Here is a 26,109-nt window from a genome sequence, read left to right on the forward strand (position 1 = left end):
GGGGATCACCACTGGATGCCGGCACCCACGGCCACACCGGCCTCGCCACGGCTGTTGGTGGAGCCGCTGAACTTGTAGATCCAGCGCCCTCCCTCGGAGACACCGGAGATACCGACCGCCACGCCCGACTCGCCGTTGTAGCTGCCGGCAGCGACCGAGGCCATGCTGCGGCCCGCTTCGCTGGGCTGCGGCAGGGCTGCGGTGGCCATCGCCGAAGCGATACCGGCCGAGGCGCGGTTGTCGGTCTTGCGCAGGTCGCGCTCGAAGCCCCCCATGCGCTCGTCGGTGTAGGCCTTCGACCAGTCCAGGGTCTGCGCCATGCCCGACTTCAGCTGGTCCACGTTGACTGCGTCGGTACCGGCGGTGCCGGCGGCGACGTTGCGCACCGTGGTCGGGCCGCTGTTGGTGCTGCCCAGCGTGACACTGTTGTAGTTGGTCGCACCGTTCACCGTGGTGTCGTAGCGGATCGTGCCCTGCTGCGAGGCCTGCAGCTGGCGCACGTTGACCGCATCGGTGGCCTGCGAACCGTCAGCCACGTTGACGACCTGGCGTTCGGCGCCGCTGGCACCGACCGAGACCGTGTTGGCCCGGTTCGCCACCGAACCCGCCCCCAGCGCCACCGAGTTGTCGGCCTGCGCCTGCGAACCATTGCCCAGCGCGGTCGAGTTGGCACCGGCGGCGGTGGAGCCTGCACCACCGGCGGCCGAGTTGGCACCGCTGGCGGACGGATCGGCCAGGTTGTTGGTGTTGTTGGCGCGGAAGCTGCCGGCCACGTTGGTGATGTTCTGGATCTTCTGGTCGGTGTACTTCTTCGACTCATCGATGGCGTAGTTCACACCATTCTTCAGCTGGCCGACATTGGTTGCGTCGTAGGTGTCGGAGCCATCGGCAACGTGGGTGATCTTGCGCTCGCTGCCGGTGCTGCCGACCGAGACCTCACCGGCCGAGTTGCTGGCGCCGGTCTGGCCGTAGGCACCGGTGTAGCCGCTCTGCGCACCAACGCTGGCCACCGAACCGGCACCCAGGGCGACGCTGTTGCCTGCACTGGCGCTGGCACCGTTGCCGACCGCCACGCTGTTGGCACCGGCCGCACTGGCCTGCGGGCCGACAGCCACCGCTTCCGCGCCGGCAGCCGATGCAGCCGCTGCGGTCGAGTTCACCGCCAGGTAGGCGCTGCCACCGCCGCCGTTGGTGATGCGCTGGTTGAGGACCTTCAGCGAGCCGTCCACCGCAGTGAAGGCGGCGGTGACGTTGTTGTAGTCGCCGCTGGTAAACGTGCCGTCGGTGGCGATGCTGGAGATGCTGAACGTCGGCGCGGTCCACACATTGGTGGTGCCGTTGTACGCGGTGGTGCCACCGAAGTAGTTGGCGATGGTGCTGTTGGTGTTGAACAGCTGGTCGCCGGTGATGGCATCGCTGCTGCCGGCCAGGATGCTGCCGGCGGCGACGTTGGTGATCTTCACCGCGCCGGTGCCGGTGCCCGTCAGCGTCACGCTGTTGAGCACGTTGCCGCTGCCGTCGACGTCGTACTTCACGGCCAGCTTGTCGATCTCGCCGGTCTGGTCGGCGACGTTGGCCAGCGAGTTGCTGACGGCATCGAAGGCGGTACCGACGTCGTTGTAGCTGCCCTTGGTGACGGTGCCGTTGGCGGCGACGTTGTTGATCGCGTAGGTCGGTGCGGTCAGCACACCGCTGGCATTGACCGCTGCACCACCTCCGAGGTGGGTGGCCACGGCCTGGTTGGCGGCGAACAGCTGGGCACCGTTGATGGCCTCGCTGCTGGTGGCACTGACCTGGCCCGGGCCGAGGTTGCGCAGCGTGGTGGCGGTGCCAGCCTGGCCCAGCGTGGCGCTGGCATAGTTGACGCTGCCGTCGCCGTTGAGGTCATAGCGCAGGGCGCCCTGCTCCGAGGCCTGCAGCTGGCCCAGGTTGACTGCATCGGTCGCTGCGGTACCGGCCGCCATGTTGGTGACCTGACGCTCGGCACCGGCGGCACCGATGGACACGCTGTTGGCACGATCGGCCAGGCTGCCGGCACCGACCGCGATGCTGTTGGCGGCGGTTGCGCGGGCGTTGGTGCCGACTGCGATCGAGTCGGCACCGCTGGCCAGGGCCTCGGTACCGGTCGAGTTCACCCGCAGGTACTTGGTGCCACCGTTACGGATGTCGGTGATCTGCGTGTTGAGGTTGACCAGCGAGCCATCGACCGCGGCGAAGGCATCGGTAGCGTTCTCATACAGGCCCTTGGCGATGGCGCCGCCGGTGGAGATGGTGCTGATCTCGAACAGGGGCGCAGTGAACGCGCCACTGGCAGGATCGAAGGCTGCGCGGCCGCCGAAGAAGCTGGCGATGGCAGCATTGGTCGCCGCCAGCTGGCCACCATTGACTGCTTCCAGGCTGCCGGCCGTGACCGCACCGCCAGCCAGGTTACCGATGGTGGTGGTGCCGGTGCCCGCGCCGAGCGTGACACGGCGATAGTTCGGGTTGCCGGCACCGTCCAGGTCATAGGTCACCGCAGCGGCCGCCACATCATCGATCAGGCTGATGGCCCCCTTCAGCTGGGCCACGTTGACCGCATCGGTATTGACACTACCCGCCGCGACGTTGGTGATCTGGCGCTCACCGCCACCGGCGGTACCCACCGACACTTCGCCGGCAGAGACCTGCGGCGCAGTGAGGCCATAGGCGCTGTAGCTGGCCTGGGCACCGCGCAGCGCGGCCGAGCGGTAGCCCAGTGCGACCGAATTGGCCTGGTTCGAGGTGGCCTCGGCACCGAGCAGGGTCTGCCCGTTGGCAGTACCCACCGCGCTGTCACCGACGATCACCGAGTGGCCCATGCGCGCGGCGTAGTCCGCGGTCGGCACGCCGGTCGGGTTGCTCGGGTCATTGGTGCCTGCACCCGGGAAGGCCACGTTGGCATCGACCTTCGGCAGTTCGTGCCGCGCATTGGCACCGATCACCACTTCCTTCGAGCCGTTGGCGAAGGCGCCGTCGCCCATCAGCACCTGGTAGTCCTGCGCGGCGTTGACGGCCCAGCAGGAGATGTCGGCCAGGGCGATGTCCAGGCACTTGGCGGCCCAGGCCGGCGAATCCTTCGGCAGCAACAGGCCCAGCAGGCCACCCGGATTGCCGTTGTTGATGTTGTAGATGTAGCTGTCGGAGGTGACGCCACCGATCAGGGTCAGGTGCGAGCTGCCGCCGGTGACGGCGCCGCCGAGGCCATTGAGGGTGCTGCCGACCGGCGACAGGTTGACCACCGGCAGTCCCAGCACATTGACCGTCGAGTAGGTCTGCATCACGTTGGCGTTGCTGAGCTTGAGGTTGCCGTTGCTCAGGTAGCCGTTGCCGCCGAACAGGCTGGTGGTGGTCGGGCCGATCAGCTGCCCGACATTACCGACCAGGCCGCCGGTGCCGATGATCAGGCCAGCGTTCGGGTCGGCCGGAGCCGGCGCCTTCGGGCTGGTCGGCGGGATCGCCGAGGGCTTGGTCAGGCCGAGGCCGCCGAGCGTGCCACCGACCAGGCCGCCTACGGCACTGCCGAGATTGCCGATGGTGCCGTTGAGGTTGCCATCGAGCAGGTTACCGACGGCGCCGCCGACATTGCCGAGTGTATCGCCCAGCAGGCCACCCAGGCCGCCGGTGCTGCCACCTGTTGCGCCGTTGAGTACACCGCTGACGGTGCTGCCTACTGCACCCACCGTATTGTTGAGCGTGCCGCCCACGGCACCGCCAACCGAACCGACCGTGCCGTTGAGTGCACCACCCACGGTGCCGCCGACTGCGCCAACCGTGCCAACCGCACCGTTGAGCGCGCCGCCGACGGTGCTGCCGACCGAAGCGACCGTCCCGTTGAGTGCACCACCCACGGCGCCGCCAACTGCACCGACCGTGCCAACCGCACCGTTGAGCGCACCACCGACGGTGCTGCCGACCGAACCGACCGTCCCGTTGAGTGCACCACCCACGGTGCCGCCAACTGCACCGACCGTGCCAACCGCACCGTTGAGCGCACCACCCACCGCGCTACCGACAGTTCCAACGGTGCCGTTGAGCGCACCGCCTACGGCTCCGCCAACCGTGCCAACGGCACCATTGAGCGTGCTGCCCACTGCGCCGCCTACCGTTCCAACCGTGCCGTGCAAGGCGCCGCCGACCGCATCAACCGTGTTGCCTACGGTGCCATCAAGCACGCCGCCCACGGCGCCACCTGCTGCGCCGACAACGCCGCCCACCAGGCCACCGACGCCCAGCGCGCTGTTCTGCGCTGCCACGGTGGCTTGGCCGGCCAGCTTCAGATTGCGGTCGGCCACGACCTCCTGGCCATCCGGCGCCTGCACGCGCACTTTGCCGGCAACACCGGTATCGAAGGCCGCGGTGATCGCACGATCATGAGTCTCGCCCGGCAGCTCCTCCTTGGCCGGCAGCGTGACCGCCGCCGTCGCCTTGACCTGCCCCTGGCCGTCGATCTGGTGGCCCGCCAGCTTCAGCTGCGAATCCACCTTGCCGTCAACGGACGCCTTGAGGCCGGACAGCGAGCCAGCCGGTGCGCCAGCAACAGCGGCGGCCGCCTTGGCACCGGTATCGATCGAGGCCACCTGGGTACCGGCGATGCCAACGCCGGCCTTCGCCTGGGCATCCGCAGCCACACCGAGCGGCGCATGCGCGGACGGCGCAACGTTGGCCGCCAGCGATGCATCAATCTTCGCCACATGGGACGCTGCATGACCCAGCCCGACATTGGCGCGGACATCGGCAGCCAGCGCAGGAACCGCGACCTGCTTCGGCGCGGCGTTCGCCGCCAGCTTCACCTGCACGGTGGCCGGCAGCACGTCGCGTACGATCGGCAGCGAGTTCGTACTCAGCTGCAGGCCGACACGCGCGTCAGCGCTGATCGCCGGACTGCTCTGCGCCTGGCGCGATGCGGCGGCCAGCGCCACTTCCGCGTCGACCTTGACCGGCATCGGCTGCGCGTACTTCGCGGCCAGTGCCTGCAGGTCACGTAGAGACTGATTGGATTCGGACGCGCCTGCATGCCCGCTGGCCAGCGCACACAGCAGGGCCAGGGCCAGTGCGGTCGGTATCAGCAGTGCACTGCGCGGATCGCGGGCGGCGCTGCCGCCGCTGTCGCCGGTGGCCAGTTCCGAGGCCACAACCAGAGCATTGAGCTGGCGGTTCCATACACGCCGGTAGATGCGGTTCATGAGCATTTCCCCCGTAGGCGAACAACTGGAATGTCAGTGGACTTGCCGTTAGGCAGGTGACTGACATTTCAACGTTTGCAACGGCGGCTGCGCACTTCATTCCGGCACGGCAATCGCGCATTCCGGCAAATCCACGGTCGGAATCGGCAGCCGGTTATGCAGAAGCGGCAACCATATCGGCAAGCGGATATGCAATTCCGGCAGGAACTGCCGGGAAACCCTTACGGGGCTTGAATCAAGCTGGCTGGCCGATCTGCGCGGGAGCGCGCATCAGCGTGTCACGCGGCAGTTCACCGAAGACCTTGCGGTAGTTGTCGGCGAAGCGCGACAGGTCCCACAGGCCACAGCTGAGGGCGATGGCCTTGACCGAACGGCGGCTGGAATCAGCCATCGACAGGCTGCGGCAGGCCGCGCACAGGCGCAGCATCGACAGGTAACGATTGGGCGACGTGCCGAACAGGTCCTCGAACGCGTAGCGCAGCCCACGCTCGCTGACACCGGCAGCATCGCAGATCTCATTCATGTAGATATTGCGGCGCAGGTTGAGGCGCATGAAGTTTTCCGCCCGCTGTGCGATCAGATAATGTGTGCGCCGCGCACGGCTGCAACCCGGGCGATCGGCGGAACCCGCGCCCAGCAGTGCCTGCACGTGTTCGTGCAGCAGCCGCTCGGTTTCTTCAGGCTGCAGCCCCGTGCCCTGGCCCAGCTGCAGGTGCAGCTGCTGGTAGTGCTGTGCCAGCGGGGCGGCCTCGCTGGCGAGATTGAACAGCGAAAGTGCCTGTCCGGCCGGCGGTGTACTGCGCAGGCTCAGTTCGGTCAGCTTGCGCTGCACCCGTGCCACCGGCACCAGCATCAGGGTCATGTGCGTGCCCGGGCTCAGGGTGAACTCGCTGATACCCTCCGGCATCACGGTCAACGCCATTCCAGGTACGAGCGGTACACCGTGGCACCAGCTCAGGGTTTCATCGGTCGCGTGCAGATACCCCAGCATCGCCCAGTCCGGCGGCAGCATGAATCGTCCACGGCAATGGAATCCACAGCTGATGCTGCAGAACAACGCCTCCTCGTGCACGCGTGAAGCGAAGGCCGCCCGCGGCCCATTGCCATCGAGCAGTAGCAGTTCGACATCACATACACGAAGCACGCCGCTCAGCGTCGCCAGGTCGATCGACCGCAGGCCGCTGTCGTCGCTGTCTCCTACCCCACCATCGACCATGACAGTGTCGTCCCCCGATTATCCGTCGTGCGATACGGCCCCCACTGCCTGACAGGGCGCGCACCTCTCATGGAATCTCTTCCATCGCCGGGATGCGCGCCAGCAAAGTGCGCACCCCAAAAGAAACGCGAGTACTTGAATACGAGTATGCCCGATAATTCAACGGGGCAAACATCTGCACCGCATTGAATAAGATGGATACAGACGTGAAAACAAGGTCGTGGTGTTTGGCACAGTTTTCGCATGCAACTTAAAAACCCGCCTCACATTATCTGCACGTCGATGAATCGTTTTGCGAACGAACGGATTTCCGTCACAGAACCCGCGTGAAAAATTAAGGACCGAAGGGATTCTGCCGAATTTGCATATAGGTTCCGGTTGCAGCCGGCCGCCATTCAGGCAAAGTCGATAACACGGTGATCCGGTCTTTGATAATGACCACACCCAGGGGGACAGCATGACCATGCACGTATCGCTCGACACTTCGACCAACGGCTCCGCGCCGTGCGGTCGCGGTTGCGCGAACGGCGTCCCGCCTGGAATCGATCACCCTGCTTGAGCATGGCGGGTCCATCCCGCCGTGCCTCCTCCGCCAGGACGTGCGGAGGTCCACGGACGATCCCGGCGGAGCCGGGCCACCGCCCAACAGGTGTCCTGTAGCAGACAGGTAGAGGGAGACAAACGTCATGAACGCATCGATCCGCAAGTTCCTGAAGGAAGAAGATGGCGTTACCGCACTCGAGTACGGCCTGCTGGCGGCTGTGATTGCGGGTGTCCTGATCGCACTGGGCAGCACGCAGATCAAGGATTTCTTCGAAACGCTCTTTGAGAATCTCACCAAGCTTGCCGACAAGGCGTCAGGCAACACACCGGCCTGAGCCGCTCCCAGGCTGATCAGGGACAGCAGCTGCTGACCGTCCACTGACGGACAAAGGAGGGTGCGATGACACTGCTGGGATTGCTGGCCATCGGTGTGTGCCTGCGGATCGCGATCAGCGATCTGTACGCCCGTCGGGTGCCCAACGCCTGGCTGCTGTCCGCATGCGCGATCACCGTTGTCGTGCTCATCGCCGGACAGTTCAACGCGCCGCGCCTGCCGTGGGCTTCCCACATTGCCGGCGCGGCGCTCGGCCTGGTCGCATTGCTGCCTTTCCATGCAGTGCGCTGGATGGGCGCCGGCGATGTCAAATTCTTTTCGGTACTGGGATTGATGCTGGGCTGGCAGGCACTGCTGCCGATCTGGATCGCGGCCAGCCTGGCAGCGGGCGCACATGCCGCACTGGTGCTGGTATCACGCCGGTTGGGTCCAGCACTGCCCATCGGCCTTCAAGCCCATATGCATCGGGCAAGTTCGCAATGGCATTCGCACCCGGCGCTACGCGGAATGCAGAGCGCCCGCCAGGGACGCCAAGGCATTCCCTACGCCGCCTACCTGGCGGTATCCGCCATCGCCTGGATCCTCATCAGCACGTACGGAGGTGTGGCATGAACATCCAGAACCCACGCCGGCAACGCGGCGTGGCCAGCATCGAGTTCGCACTGATGCTGATGCTGGGCCTGCTGCCACTGCTGTTGTTCACGTTCTCCGGCGTGATGATCATGGCGGCCCAGCAGACCCTGGCAACCGCCTCGGCCGAGGGTGCGCGCGCATCGCTGCGCTATGGCAGCGCCAACGAACGCCGTACTGCAGCCTGTGTTGCGGCGCGCAGTTCGATGCAGTGGCTGCTGAACTTCTCGGGTCAGCCGGTCGACTGCAGCAATGGCGGAAGCAACGCCATTCTGGTTTCGGCGCAGGCCCCCTGCGCCGGACTGGCCAGCGCCCAGTGCATGACCGTGACAGTCAGCTACGACTACGCAAGCCACCCCTTCCTGCCCGGCACCGCCACGCTCTACAAGTGGGTGATGCGGGCTCCCATCCGCAGCGTCGCGGTCGCTCAGCTCGACCTCGGCAGCGGCAACTGACGTTCGGTACAGGAGACGGTTCCATGCTCAAGTTGACCCGCATTGCTGCCGTCGCCCTGATCGGGCTGGCCGTGCTGCTGGCGGTGATCGCCTTGATGATCGGGCGCAAGCAGGCCGCGCCGGCCACGGTTGCCCCGGTCGCGCGGAGCGATGCCCAGGCGATCACCGTGGTGGAGGCGGTGGCACGCCTGCCGGCCGGCGAACCGATCTCTGCCAACGGATTGCGTCTGGCACAGCGCAGCGCCCCGGTTGCCGGTGCCGCCACCAGCATTTCCGCCGTGGTCGGAAAGGTACCGGTGCAGGACATCGCCGAAGGCACGGCGATCAGCAGCAATGCACTCGCGCAGGGATTCTCGCTGCAGCTGCGCCCCGGGGAACGCGCACTCGCGGTCCCGGTGGACGAGCTGGTGGGTGCCGGCAACCGCATCCTTCCGGGTGATTTCGTCGACGTGTTCCTCAACCTGCGCACTGCCCAATCCAGCGCCAGCGGCCCGGCCGATGCAGCACAGACGCGCCTGCTGTTGTCACGCCTGCGCGTGCTCAGCTATGGCCAGCAGGACATCGCCCCGGCCAACCATGACGCTGTTGCCAGCACTGAAGCCGATGCCCGCAACGATCCGCGCGCCGCTGACATCACCGGAAGCAGCAGCACCCAGAGTACGGGCAGCGAGACTGCCCAGCCCGCACGCAGCGCGGTACTGGCGGTACCGGTGGCCGATGCCAACCGGCTGCTGCTGGGTGCACAGCAGGGCAAGCTGTTCCTCGCCCTGCGCAACCCTGCCGATTCCGGCCAGCCCGATCTGGCGCTGTTCCCGCAGGCACGCGGGGTGATCGATCCGCTGCGGGGGCTTGATGCGGAGCAGCAGCTTGCGCTGCAACGGCCAGAGAATCACGCCTTCGCCGGCATCGACGGCGATGCATTGGCCGGCCGCAGCAACACACCGGCGCGCAGTACCCAGGATGCCCCAGCACGCGCACCCGCACCGCGGCGTAGTTCCCCGCGCGCATCGGGTATCGAAATCATCCGAGGCGACAGCTCCGCCCCCCGTGGTTCCCTTTGACCTGCATCGAGCGCATCCATGACCGAACGTCGCCGCAGTCCACGCCCTTCCCCCCGCCAGCGCTGGCTGGCCCTGCTGCTGGTGCTGCTGGCACCGGCGACGAGCGTGGCCGCCGACGACCTGGTGCTGCAGGCGCGTGAGCAGCGTCCCTGGACCCTGCCGGGCGATCTGGAGCGGGTCGCCATTGCCGATCCGGGCGTGGCCGATATCGTGATGCTGCGCGGCCAGCGCCAGGCATTGCTGGTCGGCAAGGCGCCTGGCACTACCACGCTGCTGCTCTGGCACCGAAAGCAGGCCGAACCACAGCGCCTGCAGGTGCGGGTACAAAGCGCGGTGCAGGGTGCGGCCGACACCGGCGCGAACGGGCTGGTATTCACCCAGCAGGACAATCAGGGCCTGCTGCAGGGAAGCACCGACAGCGTGCTCTCGCACATGCAGGAACAGAAGACCGCCGCCATGGCGCTGGGCAAGGAGGGCCTGCTTGCCGACGCATCCACGGTGAGCAGCGGCGGCGTGGTCCAGGTCGAGGTCAAGGTGGTCGAGTTCAACAAGACCGCATTGAAGCAGATCGGCATCAGCTTCCAGAACCGCAACGGCAACTTCGCCTACGGCTTCGCCCGCCCGGGCGGCCAGTTGCCGGGCAACACCGGCATCCTGCCCGGCATGAAGGAAGGCAACTCCGGCAACGAAGCCGAATCGCCCATTTCTTCGGCCTTCCGCCTGGTATTCGGCTCGACCAAGGGCCTGTGGAATGCCGACGTCGACCTGCTGCAGAGCAATGGCATGGCGCGCGTGCTGGCCGAGCCGACACTGGTCGCGCTGTCCGGGCAGAGCGCCAGTTTCCTGGCCGGCGGCGAGCTGCCGATCCTGGAACCGCAGGGGCTGGGCACCACGACGATCACCTACAAGCCCTTCGGCATCGGCCTGACCGTGACACCGACGGTACTGGCGCCGAACCGCATCGCCCTGAAAGTCGCACCGGAAGCCAGTGACCTGGACTACAGCAACGCCATCGCGCTCAACGGCGTGCAGATTCCCTCGATCACCACCCGCCGTGCCGACACCACGGTCGAGCTGGGCGATGGCGAGAGCTTCGTGATCGGTGGCCTGGTCAGTTCCAACGTGGTGTCCAGCGTCGGCAAGATCCCGCTGCTGGGTGACCTGCCGATCATCGGCTCGTTCTTCCGCAACTTCGACTACAAGCGCCAGGACAAGGAACTGGTGATCATCGTCACGCCACGCTTGGTGAAGCCGCTGGCGCGCAACACCGACCTGCCACTGCCCGGCGACCGCGAAGCCAAGCCGCACATGCCCGAATGGGGCGCCTGGCTGCTGGGTCCGATCAGCCAGGACCCGGTGCCCGGCTTCTCACGCTGATTCCATGATGCCTGCGATACCACGCCCATGCCCTATGCCACTGCCCAGCCGCTGCATCCGCAAGGACCGCCGATGAACCTGGTCCTGTATGGAATGGATCGCGAACTGCTGCCCCGGCTGGCGGCCAAACTGCCGCCGACCACTACCCTGCACTGGCAGGACAGCAGTACGCCGACCTCCGCCCAGGATCTGCAACGTGGGCCGCAGAGCCTTGTGCTGCTCGATTTCCGCCCCGAACATGCGGCCGCCTCCAGCGTGCTGGCGCAGCAACTGCAACAGACAGAGCCGGATCTGGCATTGGTTGCCGTCGGTGCCACCAGCGCCGGCCAGGTGGAAGGCGTCGTCATCGCATTGCGGGCGGGCCTGCGTGATGTGCTGGATCTGGACAGCGACAACGTCGGTATCGAGGCCGCGCTGCGTCGCGCCCTGTCGCCACGACCGGCTGCCGCCGCGCAGCACGCGCACAAGGCGCGCCTGATCGTGCTGCTGGGCGTGCGCGCCGGGGTCGGCACCAGTACGCTGGCCGCACATCTCTCGGTGCTGGCACAGCAGACCCGTGCGCTGGCACAGGGCGAGGCACTGCTTCAGGACGGCCTGCTGATGGAGCTGGCCCAGCCTTCGGGTGACCTCGCGCTGTACCTCAACCTGGACAGCCGCTTCCATTACGAAGACGCGCTGCGCAACGCCAGCCGCATCGATGCCACCCTCGCCCGCACGGCCATGGCCCGTCACGATTCCGGGCTGGTGCTGCTGGACCGCGCCAGCGGCAGCGATGCGGTACCGCCGTCCGATCCGGGTGCGTTGCTGCAGCGCCTGCGCACCGTGTTCGCCAGCGTGCTGTGTGATGCCGGTGGCTGCCCGCTGCGTCAGCTGCCGCCGCTGCTGCTGGACCAGGCCGACGAGATCTGGCTGGTCACCGATGCCTCCATCGCCACACTGGTGTCGCTCGACCAGGCACTGAAGCATCTTGCCGGGCAGCGCGAACGCGAGAAGCGCCTGCAGCTGGTGATCAACCGCCACGATGACAGCAGCGGCATGAGCCCGGAGCAGATCGCGCGCCGCTTCGAGGTGCCCCTGCTGGCGACGCTTCCCGAACGACCGCGCGTGCGCCTGGCTGCCAGCCAGGGCCACCTGCTGCTGCAGGATGCACCGCGCGACCCCTACCTGCGTGCCCTCGCTCCGCTGGTTTCGCGCCTGGATCCGGCTGCTTGCCCGGTCCAGGCGCAGGGCCTGCGGGAAAGACTCTCCCTTGCCCTGGGTGGATCGCAATGGAAGACAAGGTAACCCCGTTCCCGCATGCCGTTGCCCGGCCGGTGCTGCCCGAAAGCTCGCCGGGCCACCAGCCGTTCGCGCAGACCGAGCAGTACCAGAAGGTGCTCTCGGCCGCGCATGAGCACCTGCTCAACAGCATCGAGGACGAGCGCATCGACATCGATTCCTGGGCCCCCGACACCATCGCCCGTTGGGTGCAGGTGCAGACGGTGGGCTTCATCCAGGAGTGGCGCATCCCGATCAACGAAGAGGAAATGCAGGTGGTGGCCAACGGCCTGGTCAAGGAGCTGACCGGCTTTGGCCCGCTGGACGACCTGCTGCACGACGCGTCCATCGAAGACATCCTGATCAACGGTTTCAAGGATGTGCACGTGTCCCAGGGCGGCCAGCTCAAGCGGGCCACCCAGCGCTTCACCGACGATACGCATCTGCTGCGCATCCTGCGCCGCATCCTCGCCCCGCTTGGGCGCCGGCTGGATGACTCCAATCCGATGGTCGATGCGCGCCTGCCCAACGGCGGCCGTCTCAACGCGATCATCTCGCCACTGGCGGTGGATGGACCGATGGTGTCCATCCGCAAGTTCCGCAAGGACCCGTTCACCCCCGATGAACTGCTGGCCAAGGGCACCTTCGATGCGCCGATGCAGGCCTTGCTGAAGGCGATGGTGCTGGGCCGCTGCAACATCCTGGTATCCGGCGGCACCAGCTCCGGCAAGACCTCGCTGCTGAACGCCCTGGCCAGCTACGTCCCCGCGAACGAGCGCGTGATCACCGTCGAGGACACCGCCGAGCTCTCGCTCAACCACCCGCATGTGGTCCGCCTGGAAAGCCGTATCGGTGGCGCCGAAGGCCACGGTGCGGTCAGCATCCGCGATCTGGTCCGCAATAGCCTGCGCATGCGCCCCGATCGCATCGTGGTGGGCGAGGTGCGCGGCGCCGAGGTGCTGGAAATGCTGCAGGCAATGAACACCGGCCACGACGGCTCGATGGCCACCATCCACGCCAACTCACCGCGCGACTGCCTGTACCGGATCGAGATGCTGGCCGGCTTTGCCGGCTTCCAGGGCAGCGAGGACAGCCTGCGCCGGCAGATCGCCAGTGCCATCGACTTCATCGTGCAGATCTCGCGCCTGGGCAGCGGGCGCCGCGTGCTGGTATCGATCACCGAGATCACCGGTGTCAGCGACAACCTGATCACCACCCAGGAAATGTTCCGCCACGAGCTGCAGATCGACGGCAACGGCAAAGAGATCGATCGCTGGGTCGGGCTGGGCTTCCATCCGCACTCACACAAGCTGGAGCCGTTCCGCCAACAACTGCGCGAATCGCTCTACGGAGACTTCTGAACATGGGAGCCGGCGCGCTGCTGGGCATGTTGAGCATCATCGCGGTGCTGCTGGCGCTGGCAGCCTGGCTGTGGGGCACGGCCAGCAGCCGTGAACAACGCCAGGTTTCAATGCGGCACGCCGAGCAGCAGCTTTCGCGCGGAAGCGCCACGGGCGGAGCACCCGCCGGGCCGTCCGTCACCGCTGCCAACGATCCGGCGCGGCCCGCCAGCACCGGGCGCCGCGTGCTGCCGCTGGATGGCCTGCTGCAGCGCGCAGGGCTGCAGACCGGCTGGAAAATTCCCATCATGCTGCTGGTACCGGGGCTGGTACTGTCGGTGGTGGCGATGCTGCGGCTGGGCACCGCATGGATGTTTCCGCTGACCCTGCTGCTGTACCTGCTTGGCTGCTGGCTGTGGGTGATGCGGCGGACCACGAAGCTGCGTGCGCAACTGCTGCATCAGCTGCCGGACTTCCTCGACAACCTGGTGCGGCTGACGGCACTGGGCAACAGCCTGCAGGCCGCGTTCCAGGTTGCTTCGATGCAGACCAGCGCGCCGTTGCGCGGGCTGCTGGACACTACGGTGCGCTTTGCGCGCAGTGGCATGGAGCTGGACCGTGCACTCGCACAGGCCTCGCATCCCTATCGCATGGATGTGTTGAAGGTGTTGTCGGTGGTGATCGGTGTCAGCGTGCGCATCGGCGGGCGCTCCGACCAGATCCTGCAGCGCATGGGCGATTTCATGCGCGATCTGGAACAGGCCCAGCAGGAGCTTGCGGCAACGACCTCGGAGACGCGCATGTCAGCCTGGGTGCTGGGCCTGCTGCCACCGGCCTGCGCGGTGCTGATGGCGATCGCCAGCCCGGACTTCTTCCAGCCGGTGCTGCACGATCCGCTTGGCCACAAGATCCTGCTGCTTGCACTGGGCATGGAGCTTGTCGGTGGCTTCCTGCTGTATCGCCTGGCCAAATCGCTATGAACCACCCCCGCCCCGCCGGAGACGACCGATGAGCGCCAGCGCCTGGTTCGCCCTCTCCTTGCTCGTACTGGCTGCAGGTATCGCCCTGCTGGGTATCGGCGGCTGGGTACGCAGCCATCGTGAGCAGCGTACAACGGCCACGTTGAAGACCGCCCTGCAGCCGCGCGAGGCGTCCCGTGACCCCGAACCTGCGCGGCACGATTCGCTGGGCTGGCTCGAACGCTTCGGCCGTGCCCTCAGCGGCGGCCGCCTGGAAGCGGCATTGCTGGCCAATGAAGACCGGCTGCTGTTGGATCTGGCCGGGTGGAACACCCGCCGCGGTACGGCCATCTACCTCGGCCTGCGCCTGCTGCTGGCCGTGCTGGTGCTGGCACTGGTGCTGACATTCAGCAGCGTCACCGGGCTGGCCAGGATCATGGTGATCATCGGCGCCTTGGCCGCTGGCCTGCTGCTGCCCAAGTTCATTCTCTCCTCCTGGGTGAAGCGGCGCCGGCGCGCGGTCGACAACGAGCTGCCGCTGCTGATCGACCTGCTACGCCTGCTGCAGGGCGTGGGCTTCAGCATGGACCAGAGCCTGCAGACGCTCGGCGACAAGCTGCGCGATGCATTGCCGGTCCTCGGCGGCGAGCTGCAGGAGGCCAACGTCGCCTATACCCATGGCCGGACGCGCGCGCAGTCGCTGCGCCGGCTGAGCGAGGTCTATGCAGACGATGACCTGACCAGCCTGATGCAGCTGATCCTGCAGGTGCACGCCCATGGCGGCGCGGTGCAGGAGCCGCTGCGACAGTTCAGCATCCGCCTGCGCGAACAGCGTCGCAACACGCTGAAGGAAAAGGTCGGCAAGCTCTCGGTGAAGATGACCGTGGTGATGATGCTGACCCTGCTGCCAGCGCTGATGCTGGTCCTTGCCGGCCCGGCGCTGGTCGCGCTGGCCACTACCATGTCCAAGATGGGGTCCCCCTGATGCCTGCCCTGCGCACTTCCTGCCTGATTGTTGCCCTGGCCGCCGTTGCCGGCGCCAGCGGCTGTGCATCGACCACACCGAAGTACCTGCGCGCGCCCAGCCTGGCCGCGCCCGAACCGGCGCCGCAGGACAGCCGCAATGCCTACCTGGAGCTGATCGAACGCATGCAGCAGCAAGGCGCATGGTATGCCTCGCTCGCCCACGTCGACGCCTTCCGTCAGCGCTACGGCGATCCGCCGGCATTGCGTCTGCTGCAGGCCGACGCGCTGCGCGAGACCGGCCAGGCCGATGCTGCGATTGCCCTGTACCGCGATCTTTCCAGTGGTCCCCAGGCCGCCGCGGCCGCACATGGCCTGGGCCTGATTGCCGCGCGCCGCGACGACGACGCCGGCAGTGAGCAGGCACTGGCGCGGGCGACCGAACTGCAGCCATTGAATACAAGCTATCTCGGCGACCTCGGCTATGCGCGGCTGCGCGCCGGGCAGTTCGAGCGCGCGCGCGAACCCCTGGCCAAGGCGCTGGAGCTGTCGCCGGGCAATGCCAAGGCCACTGCCAACCTCGCGCTGTGGGCGGTGCTGCGTGGCGACACCACCACCGCCGAACGCCTCGCCCAGCAGGCCAACCTCAACGACGAGACCCGGCTCAGCATCCAGCAGCAGGCGGCGCAGATCCGTGCCCGCCTGCAGCAACGCCAGGCCGCATCGGCCGCTGCCGCAGCCGTGCCGGCCACTGCGCGTGCTCTCGCCAGAGATGCCGTCGGCAACCCGCCCGCCGCCACGCGACTGGCGGCGGAACCACGCCGCGACAGCCGCGACGAACGCGATCCGCAGCGCCTGCCGCCCTCGATGCTGGAACGCTTCAGCACCTCCGACCACCCGAACGGGAACACACCATGACCGCGACGCCCCTGACCCGACGCCTGCTGCCCGTTCTGATCTGCCTGTTACCGGCCACTGCCGTGCAGGCGCAGCAACAGCCGCTGACCGGTCAGATGCTTGGCGGCAGCACGCCGGCTGTGCCGACGTCGCAGCCGCTGCAGTCCGAGTCACTGGCCACCGTGGACCTGATGGCCCCGCCAGCACCGGTGCCGCAGGCGGCGCCCGCAGCAGTGGCCATCACCGATGGCAATGCTGCAGCCGCGCGACCCGGCCGCAGCCAGATCGGCGATACCACGCGCAACCTGTTCCGCCTGCAGGCATCGGGGCAACAGGCCGGGCAGCACCTGCCGATCCTCGGCGACCAGGCGACGCTGAGCTACGCCCGCTACATGAAGAGCTTCGAACACGAGATCCCGGACTTCTTTGAAACCGATGTCGCCAAGTCCAAGGGATCATCCTCATCCGGACGCTGAGGTAGGCCATGAAACGCCCACGCCAGTTCAGTTTCAGCCGCCCACGGGGCGGCATGTCGATCACCATGATGCTGGTCATGCTGGCGTTGCTGGCGATGCTGGGCCTGATCGAGATCGGTTACCTGTTCTGGGCCAAGCGCGATGCGCAGAAAGTCGCTGATCTGGCCGCACTGGCTGGAGCGCAACGCCTGGAGCTGTGCACCTCGGACAACAGCGACAACAGTGCTGCGCGGCAGAGCGCACTCACCCAGAACAGGTTCGCTGGGAGCCTGGAAATCCGTTGCGGAAACTGGAACGTGACCCGGGCCACCGAGGGGCACTTCAGCCCGGCCGTCGATGCTGCGAATCAACGCAACGCCGTTCGTGTCATCACCCGCCGCGCGGTGCTTCCCTTCTTCGGGCAGAACAGCAGCCTGCCGACCGTGACCGCCCAGGCCGTGGCGCGCCGTGCAGAGCCCACGGCGGTTTTCAGTGTCGGCTCGCAACTGCTCCGCATCAACGGCAACACGCCACTGGGAAATGTCCTGAAACTGGTGGGTGCCGACCTCGACAAGACCACCCTGCTCGGCTACGACGGCCTTGCACAGGCGCATATCACCCCGAACGGACTGCTGCAGGCACTGGGCATTCCAATCGACGTCAACATGGGCGTGGCCGAGTTCAACAATCTGCTGGCCGGCCGCAAGGTCAAGCTGGGCAAGATCCTTCAGGCGACCGTTGACCTGCTCACCCAGCAGGGCGTTGCCCACGTGGACCTGAGTGCGCTGGAGAATGCCCTGGTCGTGCAGGGCATCGACCTCAAGCAGCTGGAGGTGAAACTCGGCTCCGATGACAGCGGCGGCGGCTTGTTCGCACGCGTGGTCGCGCCGGATGGAACGATTTCCAGCGCGCTGCAGGCCGATGTCAATGTGCTGGACCTTATAGGGACCAGCATCAGCATAGCCAATGGCGGCCGCGCGGTCTCGGTCAACGACCTCAACCTGTTGGGCCTGGTCAATGCGAAAGCCGCCGTGGTGGAGCCGCCGTCGATCGCCATCGGAGGCATTGGCTCGCGCGCCTACAACGCGCAGATCCGCGTCTTCCTCGACATCGACACCAACAACATCCCCGTTGCAGGCGGCGTACTTTCACTGCTGGGCATCCGCCTGAAGCTGCCGGTCCATGCAGACGTGACCAATGCAATGGCGACCCTGACCAGCCTGCAATGTGGCAGCACGCCTCCCACGGCGACGATCAAGGTCGAGTCCTCCGTGCTGCGCGCCTGCGTCGGCAAGGTGGCCGACAGCGAGCGGTTTTCCAAGCAGAATGTCTGTGGCGACACCCTGCAGAAGGAACAGATGCTGACACTGCTCGGCGCCCCGTTGATCAATGACAGCATCAAGGTCAATACGCTGACCGACACGCAAAGCCTCACCCTCCCCGCCGGCGCGACCGGTTCAACCCAGGTCAACTCCCTGGAGGTGGGCACCGCCGTGTCCGAGCTGGTCAGCGAACTGCTGCGCGTACTGTCCGGGGTGCTCGATCCGCGCGACGATGGCATGAGCCAGGGCTCGACCGCAGCGCAGTTGGCCGATCGCTACCTGAAAGCAGCCAACGTTGGTCGCAAGCGATACGATGTCGACGCAACCATCAAGCTGCTGGAATTCGGAGACAGTACGCAGGGATTGAAACCACTGGGAAACTGGGACATCACCAAGGGGGTACCGACCAGCTGTGTGCTGGTGACCTGCATGGTCGACGGCAAGGTCTGGCAAGGATTCCGCAACGCAGTGACCGGGGTTGGCTCGGGGCTCCTCGATGGCGTCCTGGGAGCGCTTGTGGGTGGGCTGCTGGTCAAGCAGTGCAACAGCCTGATCGGCGCCCTGGATGACACCACCTACAACAATTGCATGAAGTACAACCTGACTTCCTACCTGCAGACCGCCGATGCCGGCTTCCTGGACCAGTTCGCCGGCGACGGCGTCACCGCCCCCGGCAATGGCCCGGTCAGTTGTTCGGGCCTGCTGTGCTTCCTGCTGAAGCCCGCCCTGGACGTCCTGAAGCCGCTGCTCAACAGTGTCGGCTCGCTGCTGCGCTCACTGCTTGCCCAGGTACTGGGCCTGGAACTGGGCCGTACGGATGTGCATGTCCAGTCCATCCAGTGCACGCCCGCACAACTGGTCTACTGACCCGTGACGGGCGCCCTTGGCGGCGCCCGCGCACATGCTAGACTCCCGGCGGGGAACCACCTTCATCTCAACCCACACTCATCCGTGGATGGTCTAGACATGCGAGAAACTTCAGGGGGCGCGGTCTTCGCCCGGCACGCGCGCGGCGCGGCACTGCTGGCCGTGGCCATGATGCTGGTGGCACCGGCGGCGATGGCTGCCCGTAGCGACCGCGAAGCAGCCGCAGAGCCGGCCGCACGTACCGCACCGGTGGTGCGCAACACCGTTGACGAGCTCAAGCAGCTGATGGATGCCCGCCAGCTGACCGAGCTGCGCACCACCTACAACGGCAATTACGGCGCCAGCCTGCTGTTCAATGCCAACACCCTGACCTACTACGTCGCCCTGTTCCAGGAGAAGAATTTCTGGCGGGTGATCAAGACCGATGCCGTCGACAACGCCGAGCGTGTCTACCGCACCTTCGCGCAGCAGTCCGAGCAGCTGGCCCAGGTCTACATCGACACCACCCGCCTGGAGGCCGGCAAGCGCTATACCGAGCGCCTGGTGGCCTACAACGAGGAACGCCTGCGCACCCTGCAGCAGGAAATGGAACAGCAGCAGGCACAGTCGGCCCAGGTCAGCGCCGCCCTTCAGCAGGCCCAGCAGCAGGCGGTCAGCCTGAGCAGCGACGTGCAGAGCACCAACAGCCAGTTGGATTCCCTGCAGCGCCGCATCCAGATCCTGCAGGCCGAACAGGGCAACCCGGAGCTGAGCCTGCCCAAGCCGGACAGCGTGCCCTCGCCGGCACCGGCGGCTGCCAGCGACGGTCGCTGAGGTCCAACACCTCGCATCCTGTCCAACGGCGCCTGCGGGCGCCGTTGTCGTTTCCGGCACCATTTCGTGTCAGCGGCACGCCTCATGCACGGCATCGTCCAGTTGCCGGCGCTGCACGAAGTCCATGCGCTTGCCATTGGCCAGCACCTTTGCGCGTTGCTGCCGCGCGCGCTCACAGGCGGCAGGATCCGCGCTGATCGATATCAGTGCAGCCCGCGCACGCGCCTGCCGTACCACACGCGGACGGCTTGAGGCTGGGCTCGCCGCCTTGGCCACGGTTGCACCCGTTGAGGCCGGCTCCGCCGGCACCTCCCAGCGCCATTCCGCATGCCCCTGGCACGGCGTCTGCTGGTAGACCGGATGCGGCCCGTCCACGCATTTGTAGACGTTGGTCTGAGCGTGCGCGCCCGCGGCCAGCAGCAGGCACAACAGCGGACTCCAATACGCATTCAACATCGCAGGCTCCTCAGCAGGGCTACCGCCATCCTCAATGCCGGAACGGCTTCGTGCCAGAGCGATATGCGTCACATCCGGTGTAATCCAGCACAGCCGTGCAAGTCGCCGGCCTGGCGCTGCGCTGTACTGCCGGAGGCACCGGCACAACTGCCAGTGCCTTCCCTCCCTTCCGCCAAGGAAACCGCAATGAGCAACTTCGTCACCGTCGCCGACGGCGCCCGCATCTTCTACAAGGATTGGGGTACCGGCCAGCCGATCGTGTTCGCCCACGGCTGGCCGCTGTCGTCCGATGCCTGGGACCCGCAGATGCTGTTCATGGGCCAGAACGGCTTCCGCGTGATCGCTCACGACCGTCGCAGCCACGGCCGCTCCAGCCAGACCTGGGACGGCAACGACATGGACACCTACGCCGATGACCTGGCCGCAGTGATCGAAGCACTGGACCTGAAGGATGCGATCCTGGTCGGCCATTCCACCGGTGGCGGCGAAGTGGCCCACTACATCGGCCGCCACGGCAGCAAGCGCGTGGCCAAGGTGGTGCTGGTCGGCGCGGTGCCGCCGCTGATGCTGAAGACCGAAGCCAACCCGGCCGGCACCCCGTTGGAAGTCTTCGACGGCATCCGCAAGGGCACCGGCGGCGACCGCTCGCAGTTCTTCAAGGACCTGACCACGCCGTTCTTCGGCGCCAACCGCGACGGCAACACCGTTACCCAGGGCATGCGTGATGCGTTCTGGCTGCAGGGCATGCTCGGCGGCGTCAAGGGTCAGTACGACTGCGTGCACGAGTTCTCGGAAGTGGACTACACCGAGGACCTGAAGAAGATCGATGTGCCGGCGCTGGTCGTGCACGGTGATGACGACCAGATCGTGCCGTTCGATGCCTCGGCCAAGCTGTCCTCGCAGATCATCAAGGACGCCGAGTTGAAGGTGTACCCCGGTGCGCCGCACGGCCTGACCGTTACCCACGCCGACCAGTTCAACGCCGACCTGCTGGCGTTCGCACGCAAATGATGTCCCGCGGTGGCGCCCCAGGGCGCCGCCGCTCCTTCGGTAGTGCCGGCCGCTGGCCGGCAACCCGATCATCCATCGTGATCACGCGCAGCCGGCCAGCGGCCGGCTCTACCACCTGCGGGTCAGATGTCGGTGTGGTGATGCGGCGCGGCGGCAGGCAGAGGGTCATGCCCACCCACGAAGTGGCGTACCACCGGTGCGCGCTCACCGCGATGCAGTTCCCGCAGCACTTCCTGGATCGCCTTGTCGTCGGCGGTGATGCGCTCGTGCTGGCGCAGGTGCTCCAGCCACGACGGGGTCACGAAATACTCCAGGTGGATGCCCGGGCTGGCCACATCCTCGACCACGCCCCAGACCACGGCACCATCGCGGCGGCGGATCGTGCCCAGCGCGCGCATCTGCGCCTGGAACGCGGCACGATCAGCGTCGTCGATACGGTACTCGATGGTGACCAGCACCGGGCCGCGATCGTTCGACACCGGCACCGACAGCTCTGGTGCCGGCCAGTGCCCGGCCGGACGCAGGTTCAGGTCTTCGGTACCGGCGATGCGCACGCGCCACACCAGCAATCCGCCGATCACCGCACCTGCGGCAGCCACCAGCAACGCCAGCTCCGGCGAGGTACGCTGAGCCAGCGCACCCCAGCTCAGGCCACCGGCCGCCATGCCGGCGGAGAACACCATGATGTACAGCGCCAGTGCACGCGCGCGTACCCACGCTGGTACCGCGGTCTGGGCGGCAATCTGCAGTGACGACAGCACGGTGATCCAGGCAAAACCGTTGATCAGCATCACCAATGGCAGCACGTACCAGCTGCGGGTCAGCGCCAGCCCGACCAGGCTCAGCGCAAGTGAGAGCGTGGCCAGCAGCACCAGCAGGTCGCGATCCATCTGCGCGCGCAGCTTCGGCAGCAGCAAGGCACCGCCCACTGCACCGATACCGATGCAGCCCAGCAGCATGCCGTACTGCCCGGCCCCACCGTGCATCTGCCCACGCACCACCACCGGCAGCAACGCGTTCATCGCCGCGGCAAAGAAAAAGAAGCCGACCGACTTGATCAGCACGGCCTGCAGGCGTCCGGCACGGCTGGCATAACGCAGGCCCGCCTTCAGCCCTGCGCCAAAACCCTCCGGCGGCAGGCTCGACTGCTTCGGGTCGCGCTTCCAGCCCCACACCACGAACAGCATCGCGGCGAAGGTGATGGCGTTGAAGCCGAACGCCCAGACCGCACCGAGCTGGGCGACGATCACACCGCCGATAGCCGGGCCGATCGAGCGAGCGATGTTGATGCCGATCGAGTTCAGCGCCACTGCCGAAGCCAGCATCGGTTGCGGCACCAGTTCAGACACGATCGCGGCCTGCGCCGGCATCGCCATCGCTGCACCGCACCCCATGCAGAAGGTCAGCAGCACCAGCAGCTGCGGGGTCAGCATGTCCATCGCGGTAAGTGTCGCCATTATCGCGGCGACCAGCAGCATCCAGCCCTGGGTCGCCAGCAGGTACTTGCGGCGATCGACGATGTCGGCCAGCGTTCCGGCGGCCAGCGCCAGCAGCACGATCGGCACGGTGGTGGCCGACTGCACCAGGGCAACCATCAACGGCGAGCCGGTACGTTCGGCCATCACCCAGGCGGCGGCCACGTCGTTGACCCAGGTGCCGATGTTGCTGGCCAGGATCGCCAGCCAGATCGAGCGGAACATCCTGATCTTCAGCGGGGACCAGGCACCTGCGGCCTGTGCGGGGGGTTGCGACGCGGTTGCGTTCACCATTGCCATGCTCCAACGATCGAGGCAAACAGCGTGTCCTGGCCACCGGCCTGCTTCAGCGCAGGACCCGCATCGACCCAGGCCAGCTGCAGCTGCCATTGCCAGTGTTCGCTGGCCTGCCAGCGGGTTTCGGATTTGTACTGATTACCGATGCGGCGCGCGCCACCGGCCGTGCCGGGCAAGGCCACCAGGGGTGCCGGCGTGGTGTACACCGCATCGGCGCGACGATGCTTCCAGGCCATCTGTACGCCCAGCTCCGTCGTCACCGCGTCGTGCAGGCGGAGGGTCAGGGTCGGCTGGACGTCCATCAGGTTGGCCGGGGCCAGCAGGCTGGCCTCGCTGAAGTAGGCCGATTTCGGGAACAGTGCATTGAAGGTTCCCAGGCGGCCGTCATGCAGATTGCCATCGCCACTGGCGATGTCCGCCTTCAGTCCCAACCGCGGTTGCAGCGGCAGGTCCGTCCAGCGCCAGCCGGTGTCGGTGGCCAGCGTCCAAGCGCGGATGTCGAGCGTAGCTGCCGAGGTGCGCAGTTCACCGCCCTGCGCCACCAGTTCACTGTTCCAGTCCAGTGAACCGGACTGGCCGAACCAGCGCGCACCCACGGTCTGCCGACGCTCGGTGCCGAAACCCGCCGAGAAGCGTGCGCCTTCCCGGCGGTAGTCCAGCAGGTACAGATCCCACTGTCCTGCGCCCTGCCCACGTGCCGTGGTGGCATAGGCACCCCACAGGTGGGCACCGTGTTCGCCACGATCATCAAAGGCACCCGGCCGGTTCTCCACCGGCCGCAGCGCCATCAGATCAAGCCCGCCGAGCCGGCCCTTCCAACCCAGGCGCGCACCGTCGAAGGCCAGGCGGATATTCGGCCCATCGCGCACCGACAGCAGCCGCGAGCTGCCATAGCCGGCTTCCTGCCGGCCCAGTTGCAGGTGGAAGCTGCCACGCTGCCAGCGCCAGTACGCCTGCTGCACGTCCAGCGCGCTGCGGTCGGTGCGGCCAGGGCCGCCTGCCTTGCCATTCTCGGCATGCAGGCCAAGCTGCAGCTTCGCCTGCCAGCTGTCCTCCGCATAGGTGGCCGAGGCCAGCGCGCGCAGCAGGCCGTGGCCATCTTCACTGCCACCGATGCCGAACCGGGTCGGGTCGTAGTACAGGCCACGCAGGCGCAGCGAGGCGTCCCACCGCAATTGGCCGTCACCGGCGTCAGTGCAATGGCCACCCTCGCAGGCCAGCGCCAGCGATGGCACGGCCAGCAGCGCCAGGCTCAGAACGCGAAGCACGAGCATCCCATCGCGCCCCAGAAGGCGGCCAGGTCATCGGTGGGCGCCGCATGTTGCGCGGCATGACCGTGAGCGCCATGCGTACTGCAGGCCACGCCGTGATGGTGGCGATGGGCGGCGGCCAACCCGGTGGCAGCACCGCCGACATGGTAGCCACCGAACCTGTTGACCGGCGACCAGCTGGGCATCGCCGGCGGCAGCTGCGGTGCCAGGCCGGCGTAGTCGCCGTCGGCATGCACGATGCGGCCACCGACCACGGTCAGCACGCTGGTGATGTCGGCGATCTGCGCATCGTCGACGCGGAAGAAGTCGGCCGAGAGCAGGATGAAGTCGGCCAGCTGGCCGGCTTTCAGCGTGCCCTTCACGGCCTCGTCGCCGGAGAACCAGGCGCTGCCCTGGGTCCACAGGCGCAGGGCCTGTTCGCGCTCCAGCAGATTCTCGTCGCCATACAGGGCCAGGCCACCGACGGTACGCCCGGTCACCAGCCACGACAGCGCCACCCATGGGTTGTAGCTGGCCACGCGGGTGGCGTCGGTACCGGCACCGACCGGCACGCCTTCGGCCAGCATGCGCTTGACCGGCGGCGTATGCCGAGCGGCCTGCACGCCATAGCGCTCGACGAAGGCTTCGCCTTGGTAGGCCATGCGGTGCTGCACGGCGATGCCGCCACCCAGCGCGCGGATGCGCTCGATGTTGCGCGGGGTGATGGTCTCGGCGTGGTCGATGAACCAGTGCAGGCCATCGAACGGCACCTCACGGTTCACCTGTTCGTAGACATCGAGAATGCGGCTGATGCTCTCGTCGTAGGTGGCGTGGATGCGGAACGGCCAACGCTTCTCGACCAGCAGCTTCACCACGTTGTGCAGTTCCGGCTCCAGTTCTGGTGGCAGCTCCGGTCGCGGTTCGTTGAACAGCTCGAAATCAGCCGCGGAGAACACCAGCATCTCGCCGGCACCGTTGTGGCGCAGCAGGTCATCGCCCTGGCGCGGCTGCAGGATCTCGCTCCAGCCACGGAAGTCATCCACTTCCCTGCCCTTGTTCTGGGTGAACAGGTTGTAGGCGATGCGCACCGTCAACTGGTCATCGCGGTGCAGCTGCTCGATGACCTGGTAGTCCTCGGGATAATTCTGGAAGCCGCCGCCGGCGTCGATCACCGAGGTGATGCCGAGCCGGTTCAGTTCGCGCATGAAGTGGCGCGTCGAGTTCGCCTGGTATTCGATCGGCAGGCGCGGGCCCTTGGCCAGCGTGGCGTACAGGATCAACGCATTGGGTTTGGCCAGCAGCAACCCGGTCGGGTTGCCCAGCGAATCACGCACGATCTGCCCGCCCGGCGGATCCGGCGTGTCCTTGCTGTAGCCGCACGCGCGCAGCGCGGCACGGTTGAGCAGCGCGCGGTCGTACAGGTGCAGCAGGAACACCGGCGTATCCGGCGCGATGTCATTGATCTCCTGCAGCGTCGGCAGGCGCTTCTCGTTGAACTGCGCGGCAGTGAAGCCACCGACCACGCGTACCCACTGCGGTGCGGGCGTGCGGTCGACCTGGGCCTTCAGCATGTCCAGGGCGTCGCCCAGCGAGCGCAGGCCGTCCCAGCGCAGTTCCAGGTTGTAGTTCAGGCCACCGCGGATCAGGTGGGTGTGGCTGTCGTTGAGGCCGGGTAGCAGGCGCCGGCCCTGCGCGTCGATCAGGGTCGCTTCATTGCCCCAGCCGCGCATGATCTCCTCATCGCTGCCGACGGCGACGATGCGTCCTTGCTGCACAGCCAGCGCCTGCGCATGCGGCTGCTGCGGGTCGAGGGTGGTGATGCGGGCATTGCGGATGACCAGCGTGCTCATGCGACGCTCCTTGGAAGTGGAATCGAGTGCAGCACCGGCGCGACCGGCCAGGCTGAGCGCAACAGCGGCACCGCTGGCCA

At 66.9% G+C, this 26,109-nt stretch carries 20 protein-coding genes; 14 read left to right on the forward strand and 6 right to left on the reverse strand.

The genetic code is table 11. From position 1 onward, the window contains the following. Positions 1-5 precede the first annotated feature (5 nt). Both AC5P6E_RS07020 and AC5P6E_RS07025 read right to left on the reverse strand, forming a co-directional pair. Positions 6-5,201, reverse strand: coding sequence for an ESPR-type extended signal peptide-containing protein (locus AC5P6E_RS07020; protein WP_019337867.1), 5,196 nt, complete (start codon positions 5,199-5,201; stop codon positions 6-8). A 235-nt stretch (positions 5,202-5,436) separates the two neighbouring features. Further along, positions 5,437-6,417, reverse strand: a complete 981-nt coding sequence (locus tag AC5P6E_RS07025; RefSeq protein ID WP_010485148.1) for an AraC family transcriptional regulator — start codon at positions 6,415-6,417, stop codon at positions 5,437-5,439. A gap of 686 nt (positions 6,418-7,103) precedes the next feature. Between AC5P6E_RS07025 and AC5P6E_RS07030 the strand changes: the two genes are divergently transcribed. From AC5P6E_RS07030 to AC5P6E_RS07090, 13 genes are all read left to right on the forward strand, one after another. After that, positions 7,104-7,295, forward strand: a complete 192-nt coding sequence (locus AC5P6E_RS07030) for a Flp family type IVb pilin (RefSeq protein ID WP_019337868.1) — start codon at positions 7,104-7,106, stop codon at positions 7,293-7,295. Positions 7,296-7,360: 65 nt separating this feature from the next. Continuing rightward, complete coding sequence (locus AC5P6E_RS07035; RefSeq protein ID WP_019337869.1) at positions 7,361-7,906, forward strand: A24 family peptidase; 546 nt, start codon at positions 7,361-7,363, stop codon at positions 7,904-7,906. Then, positions 7,903-8,379, forward strand: a complete 477-nt coding sequence (locus AC5P6E_RS07040) for a TadE/TadG family type IV pilus assembly protein (protein WP_010485140.1) — start codon at positions 7,903-7,905, stop codon at positions 8,377-8,379. The genes AC5P6E_RS07035 and AC5P6E_RS07040 overlap by 4 nt, the downstream gene beginning before the upstream one ends. A gap of 23 nt (positions 8,380-8,402) precedes the next feature. Continuing rightward, complete coding sequence (gene cpaB / locus AC5P6E_RS07045) at positions 8,403-9,440, forward strand: Flp pilus assembly protein CpaB (protein WP_329835611.1); 1,038 nt, start codon at positions 8,403-8,405, stop codon at positions 9,438-9,440. Positions 9,441-9,458: 18 nt separating this feature from the next. Then, positions 9,459-10,817, forward strand: coding sequence for a type II and III secretion system protein family protein (locus AC5P6E_RS07050; RefSeq protein ID WP_010485136.1), 1,359 nt, complete (start codon positions 9,459-9,461; stop codon positions 10,815-10,817). Positions 10,818-10,844: 27 nt separating this feature from the next. After that, positions 10,845-12,101: a CpaE/TadZ family protein gene (locus tag AC5P6E_RS07055; RefSeq protein WP_010485134.1), complete on the forward strand. Its 1,257-nt coding sequence runs from the start codon at positions 10,845-10,847 to the stop codon at positions 12,099-12,101. Then, positions 12,086-13,435: a TadA family conjugal transfer-associated ATPase gene (locus AC5P6E_RS07060; protein ID WP_010485132.1), complete on the forward strand. Its 1,350-nt coding sequence runs from the start codon at positions 12,086-12,088 to the stop codon at positions 13,433-13,435. Before AC5P6E_RS07055 ends, AC5P6E_RS07060 begins: the two co-directional genes overlap by 16 nt. A gap of 2 nt (positions 13,436-13,437) precedes the next feature. After that, complete coding sequence (locus AC5P6E_RS07065; RefSeq protein WP_019337871.1) at positions 13,438-14,394, forward strand: type II secretion system F family protein; 957 nt, start codon at positions 13,438-13,440, stop codon at positions 14,392-14,394. Positions 14,395-14,422: 28 nt separating this feature from the next. Further along, complete coding sequence (locus tag AC5P6E_RS07070) at positions 14,423-15,358, forward strand: type II secretion system F family protein (RefSeq protein ID WP_010485128.1); 936 nt, start codon at positions 14,423-14,425, stop codon at positions 15,356-15,358. Further along, complete coding sequence (locus AC5P6E_RS07075; RefSeq protein WP_010485125.1) at positions 15,358-16,254, forward strand: tetratricopeptide repeat protein; 897 nt, start codon at positions 15,358-15,360, stop codon at positions 16,252-16,254. Before AC5P6E_RS07070 ends, AC5P6E_RS07075 begins: the two co-directional genes overlap by 1 nt. Next, a complete protein-coding gene (locus AC5P6E_RS07080) occupies positions 16,251-16,709 on the forward strand; it encodes a DUF3613 domain-containing protein (protein WP_019337872.1) in 459 nt (152 codons plus the stop codon). The genes AC5P6E_RS07075 and AC5P6E_RS07080 overlap by 4 nt, the downstream gene beginning before the upstream one ends. 8 nt (positions 16,710-16,717) lie before the next feature. After that, entirely contained in the window at positions 16,718-18,877 is a 2,160-nt protein-coding gene (locus tag AC5P6E_RS07085) for a TadG family pilus assembly protein (RefSeq protein WP_010485121.1), read from the forward strand. A gap of 99 nt (positions 18,878-18,976) precedes the next feature. Then, positions 18,977-19,690 (forward strand): DUF2968 domain-containing protein, encoded by a 714-nt coding sequence (locus tag AC5P6E_RS07090; RefSeq protein WP_019337873.1) that lies wholly within the window; start codon positions 18,977-18,979, stop codon positions 19,688-19,690. Positions 19,691-19,759: 69 nt separating this feature from the next. On the opposite strand, the gene AC5P6E_RS07095 is transcribed toward AC5P6E_RS07090, so the two are convergent. Continuing rightward, on the reverse strand, positions 19,760-20,146 hold the full coding sequence (locus AC5P6E_RS07095) for a hypothetical protein (RefSeq protein WP_019337874.1): 387 nt from the start codon (positions 20,144-20,146) through the stop codon (positions 19,760-19,762). A 186-nt stretch (positions 20,147-20,332) separates the two neighbouring features. Between AC5P6E_RS07095 and AC5P6E_RS07100 the strand changes: the two genes are divergently transcribed. Next, positions 20,333-21,157, forward strand: a complete 825-nt coding sequence (locus tag AC5P6E_RS07100) for an alpha/beta fold hydrolase (RefSeq protein WP_049480843.1) — start codon at positions 20,333-20,335, stop codon at positions 21,155-21,157. A 122-nt stretch (positions 21,158-21,279) separates the two neighbouring features. Here the strand turns inward: AC5P6E_RS07100 and AC5P6E_RS07105 are convergent, their stop codons facing one another. Genes AC5P6E_RS07105 through AC5P6E_RS07115 form a run of 3 tightly spaced genes read right to left on the reverse strand, consistent with a single transcriptional unit; the run spans position 21,280 to position 26,029 of the window. After that, on the reverse strand, positions 21,280-22,926 hold the full coding sequence (locus AC5P6E_RS07105) for an MFS transporter (RefSeq protein WP_019337876.1): 1,647 nt from the start codon (positions 22,924-22,926) through the stop codon (positions 21,280-21,282). Next, positions 22,920-24,203 carry an alginate export family protein gene (locus AC5P6E_RS07110; RefSeq protein ID WP_019337877.1) on the reverse strand — a complete coding sequence of 428 codons (1,284 nt, stop codon included), beginning with the start codon at positions 24,201-24,203 and terminating at the stop codon, positions 22,920-22,922. Before AC5P6E_RS07110 ends, AC5P6E_RS07105 begins: the two co-directional genes overlap by 7 nt. Then, entirely contained in the window at positions 24,182-26,029 is a 1,848-nt protein-coding gene (locus tag AC5P6E_RS07115; protein WP_029550799.1) for an amidohydrolase family protein, read from the reverse strand. Before AC5P6E_RS07115 ends, AC5P6E_RS07110 begins: the two co-directional genes overlap by 22 nt. Positions 26,030-26,109 lie beyond the last annotated feature (80 nt).

The sequence above is a fragment of the Stenotrophomonas sp. YJH_SMC_16 genome, from assembly GCF_059367875.1.

Excerpts from the sequence above, each read along its gene's own strand:
- AC5P6E_RS07060 (WP_010485132.1), top strand. The coding sequence starts at position 12,086 with ATGGAAGACAAGGTAACCCCGTTCCCGCATGCCGTTGCCCGGCCGGTG.
- AC5P6E_RS07065 (WP_019337871.1), top strand. The coding sequence starts at position 13,438 with ATGGGAGCCGGCGCGCTGCTGGGCATGTTGAGCATCATCGCGGTGCTG.
- AC5P6E_RS07100 (WP_049480843.1), top strand. The coding sequence starts at position 20,333 with ATGAGCAACTTCGTCACCGTCGCCGACGGCGCCCGCATCTTCTACAAG.
- AC5P6E_RS07115 (WP_029550799.1), bottom strand. The coding sequence starts at position 26,029 with ATGAGCACGCTGGTCATCCGCAATGCCCGCATCACCACCCTCGACCCG.
- AC5P6E_RS07050 (WP_010485136.1), top strand. The coding sequence starts at position 9,459 with ATGACCGAACGTCGCCGCAGTCCACGCCCTTCCCCCCGCCAGCGCTGG.
- AC5P6E_RS07025 (WP_010485148.1), bottom strand. The coding sequence starts at position 6,417 with ATGGTCGATGGTGGGGTAGGAGACAGCGACGACAGCGGCCTGCGGTCG.
- AC5P6E_RS07070 (WP_010485128.1), top strand. The coding sequence starts at position 14,423 with ATGAGCGCCAGCGCCTGGTTCGCCCTCTCCTTGCTCGTACTGGCTGCA.
- AC5P6E_RS07105 (WP_019337876.1), bottom strand. The coding sequence starts at position 22,926 with ATGGTGAACGCAACCGCGTCGCAACCCCCCGCACAGGCCGCAGGTGCC.
- AC5P6E_RS07030 (WP_019337868.1), top strand. The coding sequence starts at position 7,104 with ATGAACGCATCGATCCGCAAGTTCCTGAAGGAAGAAGATGGCGTTACC.
- AC5P6E_RS07095 (WP_019337874.1), bottom strand. The coding sequence starts at position 20,146 with ATGTTGAATGCGTATTGGAGTCCGCTGTTGTGCCTGCTGCTGGCCGCG.
- AC5P6E_RS07090 (WP_019337873.1), top strand. The coding sequence starts at position 18,977 with ATGCGAGAAACTTCAGGGGGCGCGGTCTTCGCCCGGCACGCGCGCGGC.
- cpaB (WP_329835611.1), top strand. The coding sequence starts at position 8,403 with ATGCTCAAGTTGACCCGCATTGCTGCCGTCGCCCTGATCGGGCTGGCC.
- AC5P6E_RS07110 (WP_019337877.1), bottom strand. The coding sequence starts at position 24,203 with ATGCTCGTGCTTCGCGTTCTGAGCCTGGCGCTGCTGGCCGTGCCATCG.
- AC5P6E_RS07075 (WP_010485125.1), top strand. The coding sequence starts at position 15,358 with ATGCCTGCCCTGCGCACTTCCTGCCTGATTGTTGCCCTGGCCGCCGTT.
- AC5P6E_RS07040 (WP_010485140.1), top strand. The coding sequence starts at position 7,903 with ATGAACATCCAGAACCCACGCCGGCAACGCGGCGTGGCCAGCATCGAG.
- AC5P6E_RS07020 (WP_019337867.1), bottom strand. The coding sequence starts at position 5,201 with ATGAACCGCATCTACCGGCGTGTATGGAACCGCCAGCTCAATGCTCTG.
- AC5P6E_RS07080 (WP_019337872.1), top strand. The coding sequence starts at position 16,251 with ATGACCGCGACGCCCCTGACCCGACGCCTGCTGCCCGTTCTGATCTGC.
- AC5P6E_RS07035 (WP_019337869.1), top strand. The coding sequence starts at position 7,361 with ATGACACTGCTGGGATTGCTGGCCATCGGTGTGTGCCTGCGGATCGCG.
- AC5P6E_RS07055 (WP_010485134.1), top strand. The coding sequence starts at position 10,845 with ATGCCCTATGCCACTGCCCAGCCGCTGCATCCGCAAGGACCGCCGATG.
- AC5P6E_RS07085 (WP_010485121.1), top strand. The coding sequence starts at position 16,718 with ATGAAACGCCCACGCCAGTTCAGTTTCAGCCGCCCACGGGGCGGCATG.